The 16,972-nt window shown below is 72.4% G+C and carries 15 protein-coding genes; 4 read left to right on the top strand and 11 right to left on the bottom strand.

What is annotated here, in order from left to right; translation table 11 throughout:
* The first annotated feature begins 40 nt into the window (after positions 1-40).
* Positions 41-829: a glycoside hydrolase family 16 protein gene (locus ACI8AP_RS05515; protein ID WP_456588335.1), complete on the top strand. Its 789-nt coding sequence runs from the start codon at positions 41-43 to the stop codon at positions 827-829.
* On the opposite strand, the gene ACI8AP_RS05510 is transcribed toward ACI8AP_RS05515, so the two are convergent.
* Together ACI8AP_RS05510 and ACI8AP_RS05505 are read right to left on the bottom strand one after the other, a co-directional pair.
* Positions 814-2,553: a glycosyltransferase family 2 protein gene (locus tag ACI8AP_RS05510; protein ID WP_456588334.1), complete on the bottom strand. Its 1,740-nt coding sequence runs from the start codon at positions 2,551-2,553 to the stop codon at positions 814-816. The genes ACI8AP_RS05515 and ACI8AP_RS05510 overlap by 16 nt on opposite strands.
* 536 nt (positions 2,554-3,089) lie before the next feature.
* Positions 3,090-3,392, bottom strand: coding sequence for a hypothetical protein (locus tag ACI8AP_RS05505; protein ID WP_456588333.1), 303 nt, complete (start codon positions 3,390-3,392; stop codon positions 3,090-3,092).
* Positions 3,393-3,564: 172 nt separating this feature from the next.
* On the opposite strand from ACI8AP_RS05505, the gene ACI8AP_RS05500 reads away from it, so the two are divergent.
* From ACI8AP_RS05500 to ACI8AP_RS05490, 3 genes are all read left to right on the top strand, one after another.
* A complete protein-coding gene (locus tag ACI8AP_RS05500; RefSeq protein WP_456588332.1) occupies positions 3,565-5,883 on the top strand; it encodes a putative bifunctional diguanylate cyclase/phosphodiesterase in 2,319 nt (772 codons plus the stop codon).
* 98 nt (positions 5,884-5,981) lie between these two features.
* The gene (locus ACI8AP_RS05495; protein WP_456588331.1) at positions 5,982-6,371 is read left to right on the top strand and encodes an S-adenosylmethionine decarboxylase; all 390 of its coding nucleotides are present in this window, start codon (positions 5,982-5,984) and stop codon (positions 6,369-6,371) included.
* Positions 6,372-6,390: 19 nt separating this feature from the next.
* Positions 6,391-7,164, top strand: a complete 774-nt coding sequence (locus tag ACI8AP_RS05490) for a hypothetical protein (RefSeq protein WP_456588330.1) — start codon at positions 6,391-6,393, stop codon at positions 7,162-7,164.
* 660 nt (positions 7,165-7,824) lie between these two features.
* Here ACI8AP_RS05490 and ACI8AP_RS05485 read toward each other — a convergent pair.
* From ACI8AP_RS05485 to ACI8AP_RS05445, 9 genes are all read right to left on the bottom strand, one after another.
* The gene (locus ACI8AP_RS05485; RefSeq protein WP_456588329.1) at positions 7,825-8,241 is read right to left on the bottom strand and encodes a hypothetical protein; all 417 of its coding nucleotides are present in this window, start codon (positions 8,239-8,241) and stop codon (positions 7,825-7,827) included.
* 405 nt (positions 8,242-8,646) lie between these two features.
* On the bottom strand, positions 8,647-8,913 hold the full coding sequence (locus ACI8AP_RS05480; RefSeq protein ID WP_456588328.1) for a hypothetical protein: 267 nt from the start codon (positions 8,911-8,913) through the stop codon (positions 8,647-8,649).
* Positions 8,914-8,920: 7 nt separating this feature from the next.
* Positions 8,921-9,706: a toxin glutamine deamidase domain-containing protein gene (locus ACI8AP_RS05475; protein WP_456588327.1), complete on the bottom strand. Its 786-nt coding sequence runs from the start codon at positions 9,704-9,706 to the stop codon at positions 8,921-8,923.
* A 26-nt stretch (positions 9,707-9,732) separates the two neighbouring features.
* The gene (locus tag ACI8AP_RS05470; protein WP_456588326.1) at positions 9,733-9,993 is read right to left on the bottom strand and encodes a hypothetical protein; all 261 of its coding nucleotides are present in this window, start codon (positions 9,991-9,993) and stop codon (positions 9,733-9,735) included.
* Between the two features lie 15 nt (positions 9,994-10,008).
* Positions 10,009-10,536: a hypothetical protein gene (locus tag ACI8AP_RS05465; RefSeq protein WP_456588325.1), complete on the bottom strand. Its 528-nt coding sequence runs from the start codon at positions 10,534-10,536 to the stop codon at positions 10,009-10,011.
* A complete protein-coding gene (locus tag ACI8AP_RS05460; RefSeq protein WP_456588324.1) occupies positions 10,533-13,289 on the bottom strand; it encodes an FtsK/SpoIIIE domain-containing protein in 2,757 nt (918 codons plus the stop codon). The genes ACI8AP_RS05465 and ACI8AP_RS05460 overlap by 4 nt, the downstream gene beginning before the upstream one ends.
* Before the next feature lie 125 nt (positions 13,290-13,414).
* Positions 13,415-13,936 (bottom strand): nucleotide exchange factor GrpE, encoded by a 522-nt coding sequence (locus tag ACI8AP_RS05455; protein ID WP_456588323.1) that lies wholly within the window; start codon positions 13,934-13,936, stop codon positions 13,415-13,417.
* Positions 13,937-13,940: 4 nt separating this feature from the next.
* Positions 13,941-15,038 carry a tetratricopeptide repeat protein gene (locus ACI8AP_RS05450; RefSeq protein WP_456588322.1) on the bottom strand — a complete coding sequence of 366 codons (1,098 nt, stop codon included), beginning with the start codon at positions 15,036-15,038 and terminating at the stop codon, positions 13,941-13,943.
* 4 nt (positions 15,039-15,042) lie between these two features.
* Positions 15,043-16,560, bottom strand: coding sequence for an Hsp70 family protein (locus tag ACI8AP_RS05445; protein ID WP_456588321.1), 1,518 nt, complete (start codon positions 16,558-16,560; stop codon positions 15,043-15,045).
* Positions 16,561-16,972: the final 412 nt, after the last annotated feature.

The raw sequence follows: 16,972 nt of genomic DNA, 5'->3' as shown, positions 1-16,972 counted from the left end.
GAGCATGTTCCCTGTGCTTGGGGGAAGGCGGCTCGCGGCGGTGGCCAGCACGCTGCTCCTCGTAGGCGGCGTCGGAGGCTGTGGCGAGGACCGTCCCGACGGGAAGCGGCTTCTCTGGGCTGACGAGTTCGACGGGCCCGCGGGTGCCCTCCCCGACCCGGAGGTCTGGACTCCGGAACTCGGCGGCGGCGGCTGGGGCAACGACGAGCTGCAGACCTACACCGGCGACCCGCTGAACGTGGCGCTCGACGGGGACGGTCATTTGCAGCTGACCGCCCGCGCCACCGGCCCCGACGACGACCGCCGGTGGACGTCGGCGCGCATCACCACCTTCGGCGCGCAGACCTTCTTCGAGGGCCGGATCGAGGTCCGCGCCCAGGTGCCCTCCGGAGCCGGGATCTGGCCAGCGGCCTGGACCCTCGGTCAGGACATCCAGCAGGTCGGCTGGCCGGCCTGCGGGGAGATCGACCTCATCGAGTCGATCGGTGACGCCCGTGAAGCCTTGCAGACCGTGCACGGCCCGCGCCCGGACGGCACCAACTGGCTGAAGACGATCGCCACCCCCGTCGACGACCCACTCTCCGAGGACTTCCACGTCTACGGCGCCGACTGGTCGTCCGACCGGATCACCTTCTTCATCGACGACCAGGTCACCGGCACGGTGACGCGGGACGACGTCCCCGAAGGCGCGGCATGGCCCTTCGACAGCCCGCACTACGTGCTGCTCAACGTCGCCGTGGGAGGACGGTTGCCGGGGCCGCCGGACGCCTCCACGCCACAGAAGGCCACCATGCTGGTGGATTGGGTGCGGGTCTACGAGCCGGACTGAACCTGCTGACCCAGCGTCGACGGGACCGCCACGCCGCCCTCTGCCGCCCGCTGCACCGGCACGGCCACGTGGTTCAGGGGCACCTGCCCGGCAGCGGTGACCGGCCCGCCGGCCACCGCGGCCCGGTTGCCCTCGAAGCGCACTCGGTGGCGTCCAGCCGTTCGGAGGACCGGTCGACGTCCGGCCATCGCCACGGCGACCCGGCGGGGCAGCTCCGCGACGGGCACGGCGACCATCGCGACCACGATGACCACGGCCCACGCCACCATCGGCCAGCCCGTGTGGCCCAGGATGCCCCCGCACACCGTGGCGGTCGCCATGAGGACCGCGAGCACCAGGTGCTGCCGGAACACCGCCAAGGGGGTGAGGCGCTCTGCACCAGCCCCCTTGGGAGTCACCTTGAACACGAGCCGCCGCCCCACGAGGACATAGGCCAGGGCGAGGGCGTAGACCGGCTGGACCACCGTGCCGACCAGCCGACCGGGCCAGTGCCAGCCGCCTTCCTGCTCCGGCGTCACGTTGAACCGCTGCATCCAGAACGTGTGCGCCTGCCGCCAGACCAGATAGGGCGCATAGCAGGCCAGCAGCGGGACGAGCGGGATCGAGGCCGGGGCGATCCCCGTAGCGAAGTAGAAGGCGATCAACGACGCACCGAGGACGAACGCCAGCCCGCTGAAGTAGTTCTGCTGCAGCCACAGGTAGAGCGACCCCCGGCCCGGCCCCAGCTTCCGGAGCTGTCGCGGGGTGACCTGGAACAGCAGCGCGAAGCACCCGTAGGCCCAACGCGCCTGCTGGTTGAAGTACGACAGCCAGGTGGACGGCCCCTCTCCAACGGCCAGCGCACGCGGGACGTAGTGGCTACGCCACCCGGCGGCGTGCAGCTTGATGCCGGTGGCGAGGTCCTCGGTGATGTGACCCTCGTACCAGTCGACCGACCGCAGCGCCGCCACCCGGACGACGTGGTTGGCGCCGAGCATCATGGCCATGCCTCGCGCGCTCATGCCCTGCAGGAAGGGGCCGTAGAAGGTGTACTGCTGCTGTGCCGCGCCTCGGGCGACGAGGGTGCCTGTGTTGCCGTACACCTGCGGGGTGACCACCCAGCCGGTCCGTCGGTCCCGGAAGTAGCCGAGGGTCGCGGTCAGGAAGTCCGGTCGGGCGACGAAGTCGGTGTCGATCTGCGCCACGACCTCGTAGCCGTTGCCGTGCGCCTCGTACCAGGCGTTGTGGTTGCCGCCCTTGGTCCGCGCGGCGAACCGGCCCTCCGGCTGGTTCCAGCGGTCGACGCCCTTCCGGCTGAAGTGCCGCACGCCGAGTTGCCGGCACAGCTCGCGGGCGTCCGGGTCATCGCCCTCGTCGAGCACCCAGGTGTCGTGCGGGTACTCGGCTGCGAGCATCGCCTCGAGCGTCCGGGCGAGCATCGCCAGCGGCTCGCTCCCGGGCACGAACGTGGTGATGAATGCGACGCGCAGGCCGGGCTCGGGGAGCGGCGGGGGTGCGTACTGCGGCAGTCGGCGGCTGACCACGTGCCCGAGGGCGTCCATGACGATCCGGTGCCACACCACGAAGGTGAGCAGGACGAAGAGGGTGACGACCGCCCACCGGGGTGCGTGCGGGGAGGCGTCGTCGATCCGGGCGGGATCGAACCAGAACTGCGCGAAGAGGGCCAGACCGAGGACACCCATGGCGATCGATGCCCACCAGACGCCGCGTTCGCGCCGGCTCATCGGAGGACCGACCAGGCTTCGGGCATGGTGGAGCGCAGGACGAGCAAAGGCATGGCGGGACCCCGTGAGAGCTGGACGGTGGGCCTGGGTTCGCCACTGACTCGCCGCCGGCTGAGGCGACCACGTGATCGCCGACGGTTCTTCGCCTGCCCGGCTCTTCATCGAGCCCCCGAGCGTCGGGCTCGGTAGGTGAACACTCCATCAGTCCGACTGCCTAAACCATGATTTGCGCCATCTTTTTGCGCTCGGCCCACTGGCTGCGGCGGGCCGTCACGGGGACGAAGCGGCCTCCATCGAATTCGTCACCCTGGCGATTACCAGCCCCCCGCATACCGTCACGCCACGTATCTGGCGTCTGATCCGGACGGCCGGTATGGACGGTCCCCGGACCATGCCCGGGCCGGCCCGTGCAGCCGGATGGTCGGTGCGCGTCGGCTCGGAAAGCGTCGACCTGCGGCGCACGGCTGATGCGTGACAGCTGGCCGGCTACGTGCGTCGGCGCGCCGTGCCCGTCCCCCGCAACCAGGGCGTGCGCATCAGGCCGCCTTGGGCAGCAGGCGCAGACGGGCCCAGAATCCGATGCTCGTCATCGACCCCTCACGGGAGGACCGGTCCCGGGCCTCGGGCTCCGCCGCGTCGTCGGCAGCCGCCCCCGCCGGATCCTCGGCCCCGGCCTGCACCGCCGGACGGAGACGGGGAGGTGGCACGGGAGCCAAGCGGTGGACGTCGGCCGGTCCGTACGCGGACGGCGGCGCGGCGTGGCGGCCGTAGCTCTCGGCTCCGGAACTGCGGAGGACGACCGTGGCGCTCATCGTCGCCGGGTCGGCATCGTGATCCACCGTCCACGGCAGTACCGCTGCATGCTCATCGGATTGCCCCACACCTATCTCATCGGCAGCCGAGGTCGCGTCCGTGACGCTGCCCGGTCGACAGCGCGGCGGCTCCCCCCTCCGGGTGATCCGGGCCTCGGGACGGGTGAACCCGCGCCGTCCCGAGGCCGATGCCCCTGCCATGCACCAGCCAGACCAGGACGCTGCCCTGCGGCGGCGCCCCGGCCGCGCGCTGCTCCTGACCATCGGGCTGGTCGCGCTCTTCGCCACCGGCATCGGGCCGCGGCCGGCCGGCGCGGCGTGGGACCGGACCTACGACGTCGTCCTCTACAACCTGCCCTACCTCGCCGCCGCGGCCGTCTGCGTCATGGCGGCCCGGCGGGTGCGGTCGGAGCGGATCGCCTGGGGCACGCTCGCCGTCGCCCTGGTCCTGGGCGCGCTCGGCAACGTGCTGCGCGTGCTCTCCGCCGGGTTGGAGGGCAACGAACCGTCGTCCACCCTCTCGCATGCGGTCATGCTGGTGGCCTACCTGGCCATGTACGTGCCGGTCGTCGTGCTGATCCGCACCCGGGTGCCGCGCTTCCACCCGAGCATGTGGCTCGACGGGGTGGTGGCCGCCCTCGGCAGCCTCGCCGCCGGCGTCGCCTTCCTCCTGGGCCCCTACCTGCTGACCGACCCCGGCGAGAGACCGGTGGCGGCCGTCGACCTCGCGGCACCGATCACGACGATCCTGCTCATCGGCATGGTCATGGCCGTCGGCGGCATCCTCGGCGTGCGCCTCGACCGCACCTTCGTGCTGCTCGGCGCCGCGCTGGGCCTGATCTGCCTGTCGGACCTCATCCTGTTCGGCCTCAAGATGCAGGGCACCTACGTCGACGGCGGGCCGCTGGAGCTCGGCTGGCTCGCCTCCGTCGTCCTGGCCGCCGCCGCCGCCGCGGGCGCGGTCGAGCCACCCCGGCTCCTCCGCAGCGGCGGCTCCCGCACCGGCTGGCGGCTGCTGGCCGTGCCGCTCGCCTGCCTGGTCGCCAGCCTCGTCGTGCTCAGCCCCTGGTCGCAGCCCGTGCCCGACGTCGCCGGCTGGCTGGCCATCGGGTGCGTGCTGGCCGGCGTCGTGCGCATCGCCGTCACCTTCCGCGAGGTGCGCGGGTACAACCAGGTCAAGCTGGAGTCGCGCACCGACGAGCTCACCGCCCTCGCCAACCGCCGGGCGCTCATCGAGCGGGCCCAGCGGGTCGTCGCGTCGGCCACGCCAGAGCAGCCCGCCGCCCTCCTGCTGCTCGACCTCGACGGGTTCAAGGAGATCAACGACAGCCTCGGCCACTCCGCCGGTGACGACCTGCTCCGCCAGATCGGGCCGCGGCTGCTCGGCTCACTGCGCGCCGGCGACGTCCTGGCCCGGCTCGGGGGCGACGAGTTCGCCGTCCTGATGCCGGCCGCGGCGGCCGACGAGGCACGGGCGCTCGCCGAGCGGCTGCGCGAGCTGCTGCTCGCACCGTTCACGGTCGCCGACGTCCGGCTGCACGTCGGCGTCAGCATCGGCGTCGCCACCACGCCGGCCCCGGCGGCGACCGTCGAGGAGCTGCTGCACTGCGCCGACGTCGCCATGTACAGCGCCAAGCGCGCCCGCGAGGGGGTGCACGTCTACGTGCCCGACCCCGTCACCGGCACCGCCGGCAGCGGCCGCCTGCGCACCATGGAGGAGCTGCGGACCGCCCTCGACGGGGACGAGATCTGCGTCTTCCTGCAGCCGCAGGTGGACCTGCGCGACGGCCGGATCGTGGGCACCGAGGCGCTGGTCCGGTGGAACCACCCCACCCGGGGGCTGCTCTCCCCCGCCCACCTGCTGCCGGCGGCCGAGCAGGCCGGGCTGCTGCGACCGCTCACCGACCGGGTGCTCGAACTGGCGCTCACCGCGGCCGCCCGCTGGTGGCCCGAGCGCGAGGTGCCGGTGTCGGTGAACCTGTCGGCGGCGAACGTCACCGACCTCGACCTGGCCGGCAAGGTCGCCGCCGCGCTGCACCGGCACGGCCTGCCCGCACGGGCGCTCACGCTGGAGCTCGTCGAGGACACCCTCATGGCCGATCCCGAGCGCGGCCGCACGGTGCTCGCCGACCTGCGCGCCTCGGGCGTGCGCACCTCCATCGACGACTACGGCACGGGGTACAGCTCGCTGGCCTACCTGCGGCACCTCCCGGCCGACGAGCTCAAGCTCGATCGCAGCCTGACCGCCGACGTCGACCGCGACCCGCGGGCGGCGGCCATCGTGCAGAGCACCGTCGCGCTCGCCCACGCCCTCGGCCTGAGCCTGGTGGCCGAGGGCGTCGAGACCCTGGCGACGAGCGCCACGCTCGCCCGCCTCGGGTGCGACGTCGCGCAGGGGTACGCCCTCGCGCGCCCCATGCCGGTCGAGGACTTCCTGGACTGGCTGGCCGCCTCCGACTCCGGGCTCGTCGACGCGGCCCTGATCCCGCAGCTCAGCCGGGGGTGGACCCCCGACTGACTCCGCCGGGTGAGGAGGACACTCCGGGGTGACGCGCGACCGGGCGACACGCCGACCGTGATCACCACGCAGCGTTGCCGTTTGTGGACTATGAGCGGGTGACGCCGCCTTCCCCTGCCCCTGACCTGCTCGCTTCCCCCGTCGCCTGGCGCGACCTCGCTCCGGAGATCCTCCGGCAGCGACTCGTGATCGAGGGCTACCCGGCCGCGCCCGTGGACGATGCCCAGATCCGCACGTACCTCTCGGCCCTCTCCCGCGAGGTGGACATGGTCCAGCTCCTCGAGCCGGTGACGCACCGCTCCGACCTCTACGGCTGGGCCGGATGGATCCACTGGGAGACCTCGGGCGCGCACTTCTATGCCTGGGAGCAGCCGCGGCTGTTCTTCTCCGTCGACATCTACACGTGCAAGGCGTTCGACCCCGACGTCGCCGTGGCGTTCACCGCCGACTTCTTCGCCGCCCGCACCGTCGTCGCGAAGTCCTTCTGACATGGCCCTCCGTCTGCTGGTGGCACACTCCCCCGCCGAACGGGACGCCGCACGCCAGGTCGAGGCCGACGTCTTTCTGCAGGCCTTCGGCAACACGCCCGAGCTCTTGGAGCAGGAGTACGGCGACTACGAGGCGCGGTCGCGGTTCGTCGCGGTGATCGACGAGGAGAGCGGCGCCGCCCTCGGCACCGCGCGGCTGATCACCGCCGGCGACACGCCGGTGAAGACCCTGGTCGACGTGGCGGGTGACCCCTGGCGGCTGCCCGTGGCCGACAGCCTGGGCACGGTCGGGCTCGCGCCCGGGGCCGTGTGGGACGTGGCGAGCCTCGCCGTGGACCCCCGGTACCGCGCCGGCGCCGCGGGCGCCGAGGTGAGCGTCGCCCTGTGCCACGGCATCTGGCGGTACGCCCGCAACTGCGGGATCCCCGGCATGGTCACCATCCTCGACGACCGGGTGCACCGGCTGGTGCGTGCGATGGGCCTGCCCTGGCACACGATGGCGGGCGCGACCTCCCAGCCCTACCTGGGCTCCCCCGCCAGCACCCCGTGCGTCTTCGTCGTGCGGACGGCGGAAGCGGAGGTGTACGCCGCCCGGCCGGACCTCGCGCCGGCCCTGGACCACGGCGTGTTCCGCTCGATCACCGTCGACCCGGCCGACCTGGCGGCGACCCGCGGCGTCCTCGTCGAGCCGGCCGAGCCGGAGCTCGCCGAGCCGTTCCGCCGGGACACCACCGGGTGGCGGCCGCCGACGGCCCGCCGTCCGGAGCTCTCCCCGAACCCGCCCGGCGCGTAGCCCGCCGCCCTGGCCACGCGCCGCGGGGATGTAGGGCGGTTCTCCGGCACCCCGGAGGCCTCCGGCAACCCCGCCACGGAACACGAAGCCCGCCGGCCATGCTAAGCAGCCTTGACGGACCGGTACAGCCACCCGGGGTCCTCCTGTGCGGCACGCAGCGGACGTTGACCGGCGGCCGGTCGGCCCAAGTCGGGGAGCGCCAGCCCTCCAGCGCGTCGAACCTGAGATGCGGTAGCCCCTGCGCGACGCCGAGGAACACGTCCTCGCCCTTCTCGGGGGTGGGATTGACCCTCAGGATCCGGGCACCAGGCGGACCCGGAACCCCCTCGGTGGGGTCGTGGGACGGCGGCGGGACGACCGCACCGGGTGCCGAGCCACGGGCGACGTGATGGTCGCCCAGGAACGCCGAGGCGTACACCGTCGCGCTGGCGCCCGCCGCCGCGGTTTCCTCGCCGTCCTCACTCCTGTCCTGCACCCAGGCCGCACTCGGCACGCCCCGCCGCGTGGCGGTAGCCACCACGGCCGCGTTGGGCGCGCGGGCGGCTGCTGTTCACACCCGCCCTGCACCGGGTGATCGCCGTGCCCCTCGAGACGCCGCTACGTGCGCGGTGATCCCCAGCCCTCGGTGAGCGTCCCGACCTGCCGTGGGCCGCTGCGCCATCACGAAGGCGGCGGAAGCAGGCCATCCTCCACTGCGCGCACGTAGAGGTCGCGTCGTGTCGGCGCTGGGCGCCCCACCTGGCGGTACTTGGCCCGCACGCGCCGCAGGTGTGTCTTGAAGCTCTCCGGCTTCATCCGCAACCGCCGGGCCGCCACGTCGAGCAGGTCGTTGCCGACGGTGTAGGCGACCAGCACGTCCCGCTGGCGCGGGGACAGATCGGGTTGCCGCAGTCGGTCTCCCGGCGTCGTGAGCTGCGGCACCGAGACGACTGCGCCCAGGTTCCGCCCATCCAGGGCCGCAAGCGCTCGGGCGCTGTCGACCCATCCGACGACCTCGATGCCGGCCACCTGGGCCAGCAGGCCGGCCAGGCGCCGGCGCTGCTCGGCGTCCGGGCCCACCACCGTGACCCGCAGCACGTCCTCGGCACCGGACCGCGGCTGCGGGACCAGCGGTGCGCCCAGCGGTCGCACCGGCCAGGGTCCGTGCCGACTGCCCCCGTGCGCGGTCCGTTCGTCCGATGCGGACGGCATGGGCCCCTCCCGAGCGTCTGGACGAGGTCCCGGACGGTGGATCCGGGTTGCCGGCGGACGCCCGCCCGGGAAGGCGTTGCGGTACGGCTTCCGCTACTAAAACCCGGCCGGACCTGCCCGACAAGGACTGCGCGTGCGATAAATCAGCGCAAACTGGGCGCAAGAGCGCACATTGGCCGTCACGGCGGCCACATCGGCGCATGTCCGTGGCACCCGTCGCCACCCAGGGCGTTGCTGAGGGGAGACGACACGAACGTCGGACGAAATGGGTGGCAGCACCCCGTCAACCGCCTACCGGTCGAATGCGCTGGGATCCGTGCGCCGGCCGGCGAGGAACGCCTCCTTGTGCCGATCGAACGGGACGCTGGAGTTGGCGAACAGCAGGGAACCGTCCGCTGACACGATCAACGCCCCCCCACCCCGCACCGGCTGCCAGAAGTAGTAGCCGTCGACATCCTCCAACCGGCGGCTGTGGGCAGCGGCATCCTCTGCCGACAGCCCGAGGTAGCGCGCCGCGACACCCGTAGGACCGGGGGCCACGTCATCGTCCGGATTCATGCCCGACTCACACTCCCGCATCCCAGTAGACGACCGGGCAGCTCGCGGAGCCGTAGTCCGGTGGCCACTTCCCCACGGTGTTGGACTGCCCATCGATCGCCAGGACCTGGTGGCCGTCATAGTAGGCGTTGAACCAGTGCCCCGGCCCGAATTGCCGATCCACTCCCACGACCGCGTGGGCCCCCGGACCGGCCTGGATCAGCCGCTGTTCGATCTCCGCCGGCGAGAGCCCGATCTGCTTGCGCCCGGTCACCGATTCCATCTCCTGGGTCGAGAGCGTGTCCAGCGCCGCGGCTTTCGTTGCGCCACCCGAGAGCTTGGCGAACACGGCCGCGGCGCAGCTCCCGCAGTTGCTCGAGCGCGGGTCGAACGGGTCCCCGGTGAAGCCGGGATTGATCTGGGGCAGCCAGGCCCGGATCTCGTCGACGGACATGACCCCGCGCGCGGCCGAGCCGGTCTCCCCGCCGCCTGCTCCCCCGGTGTCCGGCCCGCCCGGACCTGCCGCGCCCCCCGCCGTCGCACCGACCGTCCGCTGGACGTACGCCTGCCCCTCGCGGCCGGCAGCGGCCAGCGACGCGGCGGCCTGGGCGCAGTGTCGCGCCGCGGCCGCGAGCGCCTCGGTGGTGCGCAACAGCGCGACCGCTCCCGGCCCCTCGGCGGCTCGAGCCACCGCCGCGGCGTTGGTGGCGGCGCGGTTGTACGCCAGCGCCTTGCCGTGCAGTTCCTGCGCCATGGATGCGATGTCGCGGTTGAGCGCGGTCAGCGCATCGCAGAGGACCTGGAGTTCGGACACGACCGCTGCGTCGAGGCAGGTCGCCGCTACAGGGAGGACGCGTACGAGTTCGCCGACTGGGCGGCCTGCTGCAGCGCGGCGATGGCGGCGTCGACCTGCTTCTCGGCCGCCTGGAGGGTCTGGATCATCTGCTGGTCGACGCGCTGGCTGCTCCCGCCGATGGTGGCCGACACCTGGCTGACCGACTGCGAGAACTTGCTCTTGAAACCGCCCAGGCCCTGCGCGGTCGTCTTGGCGTCGTTGCCGATGGAGTTGATCTGCTGCTTGAGCTGTCCGAGCTGCGACATGACGGTTGGGCTCCTTTACCGGCTGACGAGGACGATGACCAGGACGACGAGAACGACGGCGGCGACCGCCGCCGCCAGACGGAGCGGTGAGAGGCGAGGAGGCGGCGCAGGCTGCTCGGCTCGGGGGCCGCCGGGTTCCCTGCGGACGGTCTCCCGGTCGGGCGCGACGTCGGGCGCCTCCGTGCCGGCCAGTTCCGCGCGCACCGCCTGTCGCACCGCTTCCACCCCGGCGGCGAGGGCTCCCAGGGCGCGGGAGACATCGGCGGACGTCGCCGCCTTCGGCCCGCCGCTGGGCCGGATCCTCGGCGGCACCGCGGCCGACCTGCCCAGCTGCTCCAGCGCGGCCCGGGCGGCGGCCAGCTGGGCTTCGACGGCCGCCATGTTCTCGGCCGCGCGCGCCTCGGCGGTGTCCACGGCTCGCCGGGCCAGCGCCTCCGCGTGCGCGTGCGCCTCGCGTGCGCTCTCCAGGTCGCCGGCGGTGCGTGCCGGCAGGTCCCGGAGGGCCTGCAACGCTCGCTGGTAGTCGCCGTGGGTCACGGTCATGCGTGGGCGCCCCGTCGGCCGAGCCGGGCGATGTCCTCGTCGGTCACGGGGGCGAACGGGACGACGACGGTCGGCTGACCGGCCTGCGCGACGTCGCGCACCAGTGCCCGGTTGCTCGGGCCGGTCCAGGAGACGAACGGCCCGAACAGGTCGAGGACGTCCTGTGGGCTCACCCGCAGCACCGCCAGCGTGTCCACCATGCCGCCGGCCTCCAGGCCGAGCTGATCGGTGTAGGCGCGGACGTTGGCCCACCAGCCGAGCAGGTGCACACCGAGCTGAGGACCCTCTCGCCAGAGGCTGTGCAGCGCCTCGATCGGTGCGCCCCCCGTGGCCAGGTCGAAGGTCCGCAGGTTCGGTGCGCGGTCCATGCCGAAGGCCACCAGGTACGTCGGGGTCGCCGGAGCTCCCGCCCGCCGTCCGGGCAAGGTCTCGGCCATCGCGCGCAGGGTGCCCACCAGGCTGTCGGCCGACTGCACCTCCGCGGTGTGGCCCGACGCCGCCAGGGCACCGCTCAGCCAGGTGACGATGGCTCGGTCCCTGCTCGCCGGCGGCAGCAGGTCGAGCACGACGAACCGCGCCTCGCCGGGCGGGTGCGCCATGCCCAGCGAGACGGCCGCCGTCTGCAGCATCGCCGCCCCGGCCGAGTACCCACCCCCTGCCGCGGTGTCCCCGGCGCCGACGATGCTCAGGTGCCGCCCGCTGTCCGGTGGGAACGGCACCCGCAGCGGGTCGGGGGCGACCGATACCGGAAGGCCCAGCAACGCGCTGGGGTGCGACGCTTGATCGGCGGACGTGCTGGTGGTCACGGCCAGGAGGTCGGCAGCGGCGGCGCCGTGGAACACCCGCGGCGGAGGGAGATCGCCGGCCTGCCGCCAGAGGCGGGTCCGCAATTCCGCCAGCTCCGTGGGTTCGGCCAGCGCCACGACGGCCCGCCGGTTGCCGTCCACCTGGCCGAAGTCGGTGTTGACGACGACCTCGCCGCGGTAGCGGAGCTTCGCCGCCTCGGTGTTCTGCTGGTCGAGGACGGCGCGCGATTCAGCCGCGGAGTTCTTCAGTGCCAGCCGGGTCGGGAACTGGGCGAAGATGCCGTCCTGCTTGGAGAGCATGGCGGTGATCCCGGACAGCGTCTGCGACGCCAGGACGAGGTGGATGCCGTAGGCGCGGCCCTTCTTGGCCAGCCGCTCGAGATCGAGCAGGGCACTGCGGGTCAACTCGTCGTCCTCTTCGAACAGGACGTGAAACTCGTCGATGACGACGATGATGCGGGGCATGTGCGCGGCCGGCTGGGCCTGCCGGTAGCGGGTGATGTTGTCGCCGTGCGGTCGGATGACCGACGCACGGCGCTCGAACTCGCCGACCAGGTGGCGGAGCACTGCCGCGCCGAAGGCCCGGTCGCTCTCCAGGCCCAGCACGCCGGCGTGCGGCAGCCAGCCCTCCTGTCCGGCCTGCGGGGCGAGGGGGTACAGGGTGACGCCGTCCTTGAAGTCCAGGAGGTACAGGCACAACTCCGCCGGCGCGTAGCGGACCGCCCAGCTGTGCACGAGCACCATCAGCAGGTTGGACTTCCCCTGCCCGACCGCTCCGCTGACCAGGACGTTGTGGCGCTGCTCCCGCTCGTCACCCAGCGTGACCTCCACCGGCTGGTGACCCGCCCGGCCGATGACGGCGGTGACGCGTTCGGCGCTCGACTCCCGCCAGTACGCAGCCGGGTCGGGGTGCAGCTCGCCGAAGCTGATCCTCGGCGCGGCCGCGTCCTTGGCCCGGGCCTGCAGCGTGGCGATCGCCGGTTCGATGATCGCGAGACTCGGCGCGAGGCCGACCTCGGCGGAGAACCCGTCGTATCCGTCCACGGTGCTCGGCTGCCCGAGGCGAACCACGGACGCCAGCGGGTACAGCTGCTCCGGTTCCACCTCCTCGGCCCGGGCGGTGGTGTCGTGGTGGAGGACGAAGCTGATGCCGCAGGCCGGGCCGGTACGGAGCAGGGTGCGGAGCAGACCGTCGGACCGGTGGTCGAACCCCGACGGGTAGTCGAGCAGCACCACGAGCCGGTACCGCTCGATCGGCTGGCGGGCAGCGCGGCGGAAGGCCCCCAGGGTCGTCGGCACGCCCTCGTACATCTCGGACACCCGCCGCACGTCACGCGACAGCTCCTCGAGGAGGGTGCGCAGCTCCTCGGGGGACGCCAGCGTCGGCGGCACCAGTTCGTCGTCCACCTGCCGCAGCGCGGTGAAGGGGGCCGTGGTGGCCCGCAGGTGGGGGTCGTAGGTCGTCAGGCTGAGCTGGCCGGCTCCCGTGCCGAGAAGTGCCCGCAGCGTGATCTCCTGCACGAGGCCGTCCACGCCGGCGTGGTCGCCCGGCGCGGTGATCAGCACGTTGCCGTGGTCGAGCAACGGCAGCAGGAGCGGAATGGCCGGTACGGCCCCGGGGCCGGCCGCTGGCGCGCGCAACGTGCCGCAGCGCACGAAGGCGGCAGCGTCGAGGATGCCCGCCGGACGCCCCACCGCGGCGAGGTCGTCCCAGCCGCAACTGAGCACGCCCGGCGCCAGCCCGGCCACGACGGCGTCCAGTTGCCGGATGACACCGGTGCACCGCTCCTGCGCCGCCTCGTGCAGCTGCCGCTCGCGCTCCTCGCGCACCGCGGCGGCCTCCCAGCGCGCTACGTCGGCATCCCGTAGCGCCGTTCTCCGGTATGCGTCGTTGACGCCGGCCGCAGCGTTCGCGAGCCGGATGACCGATGCTGCCGCGTCGTCCACGCTCGGCGAACCACCGCCCGCGCGGTCCTGCCCACCCCCCGCGGCCGCAGACGGAGGCAACGCCGGTGGGGCGGCGTGTCGGCGGCCGGCACGTTCCTGACCTGCGCCTCCGCGGTAGACGTCGGTCACGGCCGGTCCGCGCCCTCGGGCACGGGCAGCCCGGCCGGGTCGGTGACCGCCGCGGCGGCCACCACCACTCGCTCCGCCCGGACGAGCCGATCGCCCAGCAGGTAACCGGGTCGCAGCACCTCGACGATCGTGCCGGCGGGCAGGTCATCGCGCGGCTCCGTGCGGACGGCCTCGTGGACCGTCGGGTCGAACACGCCGAGCACCGGCACCCGCCGGACGTCGCGGCGTTCCAGCAGCTCGAGCAGCTCCTCGACGATGCTGTCGAGCACGACGTCGTCGTCCTCGTTCAGCCCGGTCACCCTGTCCACCACGAGCAGCAACTCACGGACCAGCGGCAGCAGAACCTGCTCGGCGAGCCCGCCACGGGCGAGGGCGAGCTGACCGCGCAACTCCTCGTAGAGCTGGTTCTTCGCCTTGTCCTCGAGCAGCCGCCGGTGGAAGAGGTCGCGCAGCTGGCGCACCTCCTCGGTCAACGTGACCAGCTGAGGGCTGACCGGCTCGGGATCCGCAGGCCGCACCGACCTAGATCCCTCGCCGGGCGATGCCCATGGCCTTGGAGTTGTGCTTCCACACCGGCATGCGGTGGGTCACCGTGTACAGGCCGATGACGGCGATGATCAGCAGGATTCCGGCGGGGTTGGCCGAGGTGATCCCGAAGGCGATCAGCAGCGCGATCAGCCACGGGCCGACGTTGCTGTGGAACCAGCGGACCTCGGCCGCCTTGTCGGCGAGCTCGAGGTTCTCCTTCAGCGATCGACGCAGCGGCTCGTCGTCGAACTTCAGCTTGAGTGCCCGGCCGGACATCTCACGCGTGACGTCGATCTGCGCCGGCGACGTGATCACATACCTGCCGCTGTGCAACCTCGACCACTTGTTGAGCTGCACCGCCTCGATCGCGAGCGCCAGGTAGTACTGGAACCCCGGCACGTCCGGGAACTCCTTGACGACGTCCTCCATGAGGCTCAGGGCCTTCTCGGACTCGCCCTGCTTCAGGTAGACGTTCGCGATCGCCGTCCGGTACAGGGGATTCCCCGGAGCCAGCCGCAGCGCCGTCTCGTACTCGCCCAGCGCCTCCCTGAGTGCGCCGGCGGCGGCGAAGGCCTCGGCGTAGTCGAAGTGGTACTCGGGGCTGTCCGGCTTGAGGGAGATCGTCTCCCGGAACTCGAAGCCGGCGTCCTGGAAGTTGCCCATGAGGAAGGACGAGTTGGCGCGGATGGACCACGCTTCGTGGTTCGCCCCGTTGACGGCGATCGCCTCGCGGGCGGCGTAGTAGGCCGAGGGCGCGTTGCCCCGCTCGAAGTACTCGCGCGCCAGCCCGAGCCAGTCCCGGCCGCTCTCGCCGGCGTGGGACGGAGCCTGGTTCTCCTGCGGCCGGTACTGCCGGGCCCGCTGGTCGAACTCACGCTTCTTGGCCGGGTCGAGCAGCACCCGCTCGGCCTCACCGAGCTCGCGGATGCGCTTCTGGGCGTGCTCCCGCTTCGCGGGGTTTGCCTGCGCCGCCCGCTTGTTCCAGATCTGCCGCTGTTCCCGGATGGCCTTCCGGATGACCTCCTGGTCCGACGTCTCGACGACGCCGGGGAGGATCTCGTAGAAGTTGACGAACTCCTCGGTCACGGTCATGTGATCAGTTCACCTCTAGCTTGGCGTTCTTCTGGCGGGCGGCAGCAATGTCTTCGTCGGTCAGATTGGCGACGTTGTCGACCTCGAACGTGCCCAGGGAGTGGTGCGCGGTCAGGTCCGTGACCTCGACCTGGATCGTCTGGTCGATGTCGTAGTGAAAGGTGATCTGGATGGGCGCGCCGGCCGGGTACGGCGGGATGGCGAACAGCTGCCCGCCCTGCTCGGTGACGAAGCGGACGTAGTCCGGATCCTCGTCGTCGCCCTGCGTCACCTCGACCCGGATCTCGGTCTGGCCGTCGACGACGGTGCCGAACACCTCGCTGCGCTGCGCCGGGATCTTGGTGTTGCGCGGGATGATGATGGTGTTGCGCGGCACGCGCCCCTCGTCGAGGGCGATGGTCCCCAGCGCCTGCGACGTGACGTCGAGGACGACCGGCGTGGTGCCGCTCCCGGTCCCGCCCGCCGGGCCTTGTTCGAGACTTGCCTGGAGGGCGGCGCCGAGAGCGACGATCTCGTCGGGGTTGCCGGCCCGCAGCGGCGGCTTGCCGGTGATCTCCTCCAGCATCCGGGCCACCATCGGCATGCGCGTGGACCCTCCGACGAGGAGGACGTCCAGCGCACGGAGGTCGAGCCCGAGCTCCTCCACCAGGGAGATCGTGAGGTCGCGGGACTGGTTGAGCAGATCGCTCGTGATGTCCTCGAACGTCTCGCGCGTCACCATGATCGTCTTGGTGACCCCCGCGTGGCTGAGGATGACCCGCGTCGAGGGAGCCGAGCTGAGGGTGCGCTTGGCCAGCTCCGCCTTCTCACGGAGTTCCGCCTCGGACTCGAACGACTCGGTGAGGTCGGCGCCGCCCTCCTTCTGGTACTGCTCGTTGAGCCAGAGCATGAGCCGGTTGTCCCACTCGAAGCCGCCCAGCTCGTGCAGCCCGTCGGTGCCGAGCACGTCGAACACGCCCTCGCCGATGGTCATGACCGTGACGTCGAAGGTCCCGCCACCGAGGTCGTAGACCATGACCGTGCCGCTGCCGCCCAGATCGAGGCCGAAAGCCAGCGCCGCAGCGGTCGGCTCGTTGAGCACCCGCAGGACGTTCAGCCCGGCGATCCTGCCTGCGTCCTTGGTGGCCCGGCGGCGGGCGTCGTCGAAGAACGCGGGAACGGTGATGACGGCGTCGGTCACCTGGCCCTCTCCCAGGAAGAGCTCGGCGTCCTCCTTCAGTCGCTTGAGGATCAGTGCCGACACTTCCTCCGGGCTGTAGGACTGCCCGTCCGAGGCCTCGAACCGCCAGTCCGGGTTGCCCATCTGCCGCTTGACGAACTGCACGACGTCCAGCGGGGCGGTCGCCGCCGAGCGCTTGGCCATCGAGCCGACCAGCGTGACGTCGGGGTCGAAGAAGACGACCGACGGCGTGATCCGCTCCCCATCCCGGTTGACCAGGACCTCCGGCTGACCGCTCGGGCCGACGATCGCCACGGCGGAGTAGGTCGTGCCCAGGTCGATACCGACGGCGCGGCCCGTCATCCGGCCTCCCCCGATCGCGTCGCGGGGCCTGCGGGCACGAGCAGACCGTGCCGTCGGGGCCACGGGATCCGGTGGTGGGGCGGCACGGAACCGGGAGGGATGCCTGCCCCGGCCGCACCCCGCACTGACTCGACCATCAAGACGCCGCTCCCCGTGAGCCAACTCCGGAACGACGACCCCCGTGTCCCGCGCAGTGGCGACGAACCTCGCACGGCGTCGATCGACCGGCAAGGTTCCGCGAGCTGCGGACGCGTCCCCTGATTGGGGTACGCAGCTTCTCGGCCGCACCCCTTCGGCGACGCGCTGCCCGGACCGACACTGGCACGGCCCGGCGGGACGGCCGGTGGTGGCGGGCGGGCCTGGTGGATGCGCACGAGGGACCCCGCCACCACGGCCCGTCCGACCCGCCGGG

The organism is Blastococcus sp. SYSU DS1021, from assembly GCF_054050995.1.
The sequence above is the reverse complement of the archived record's forward strand: the minus strand, read 5'-3'. Positions and strand labels throughout refer to the sequence as shown.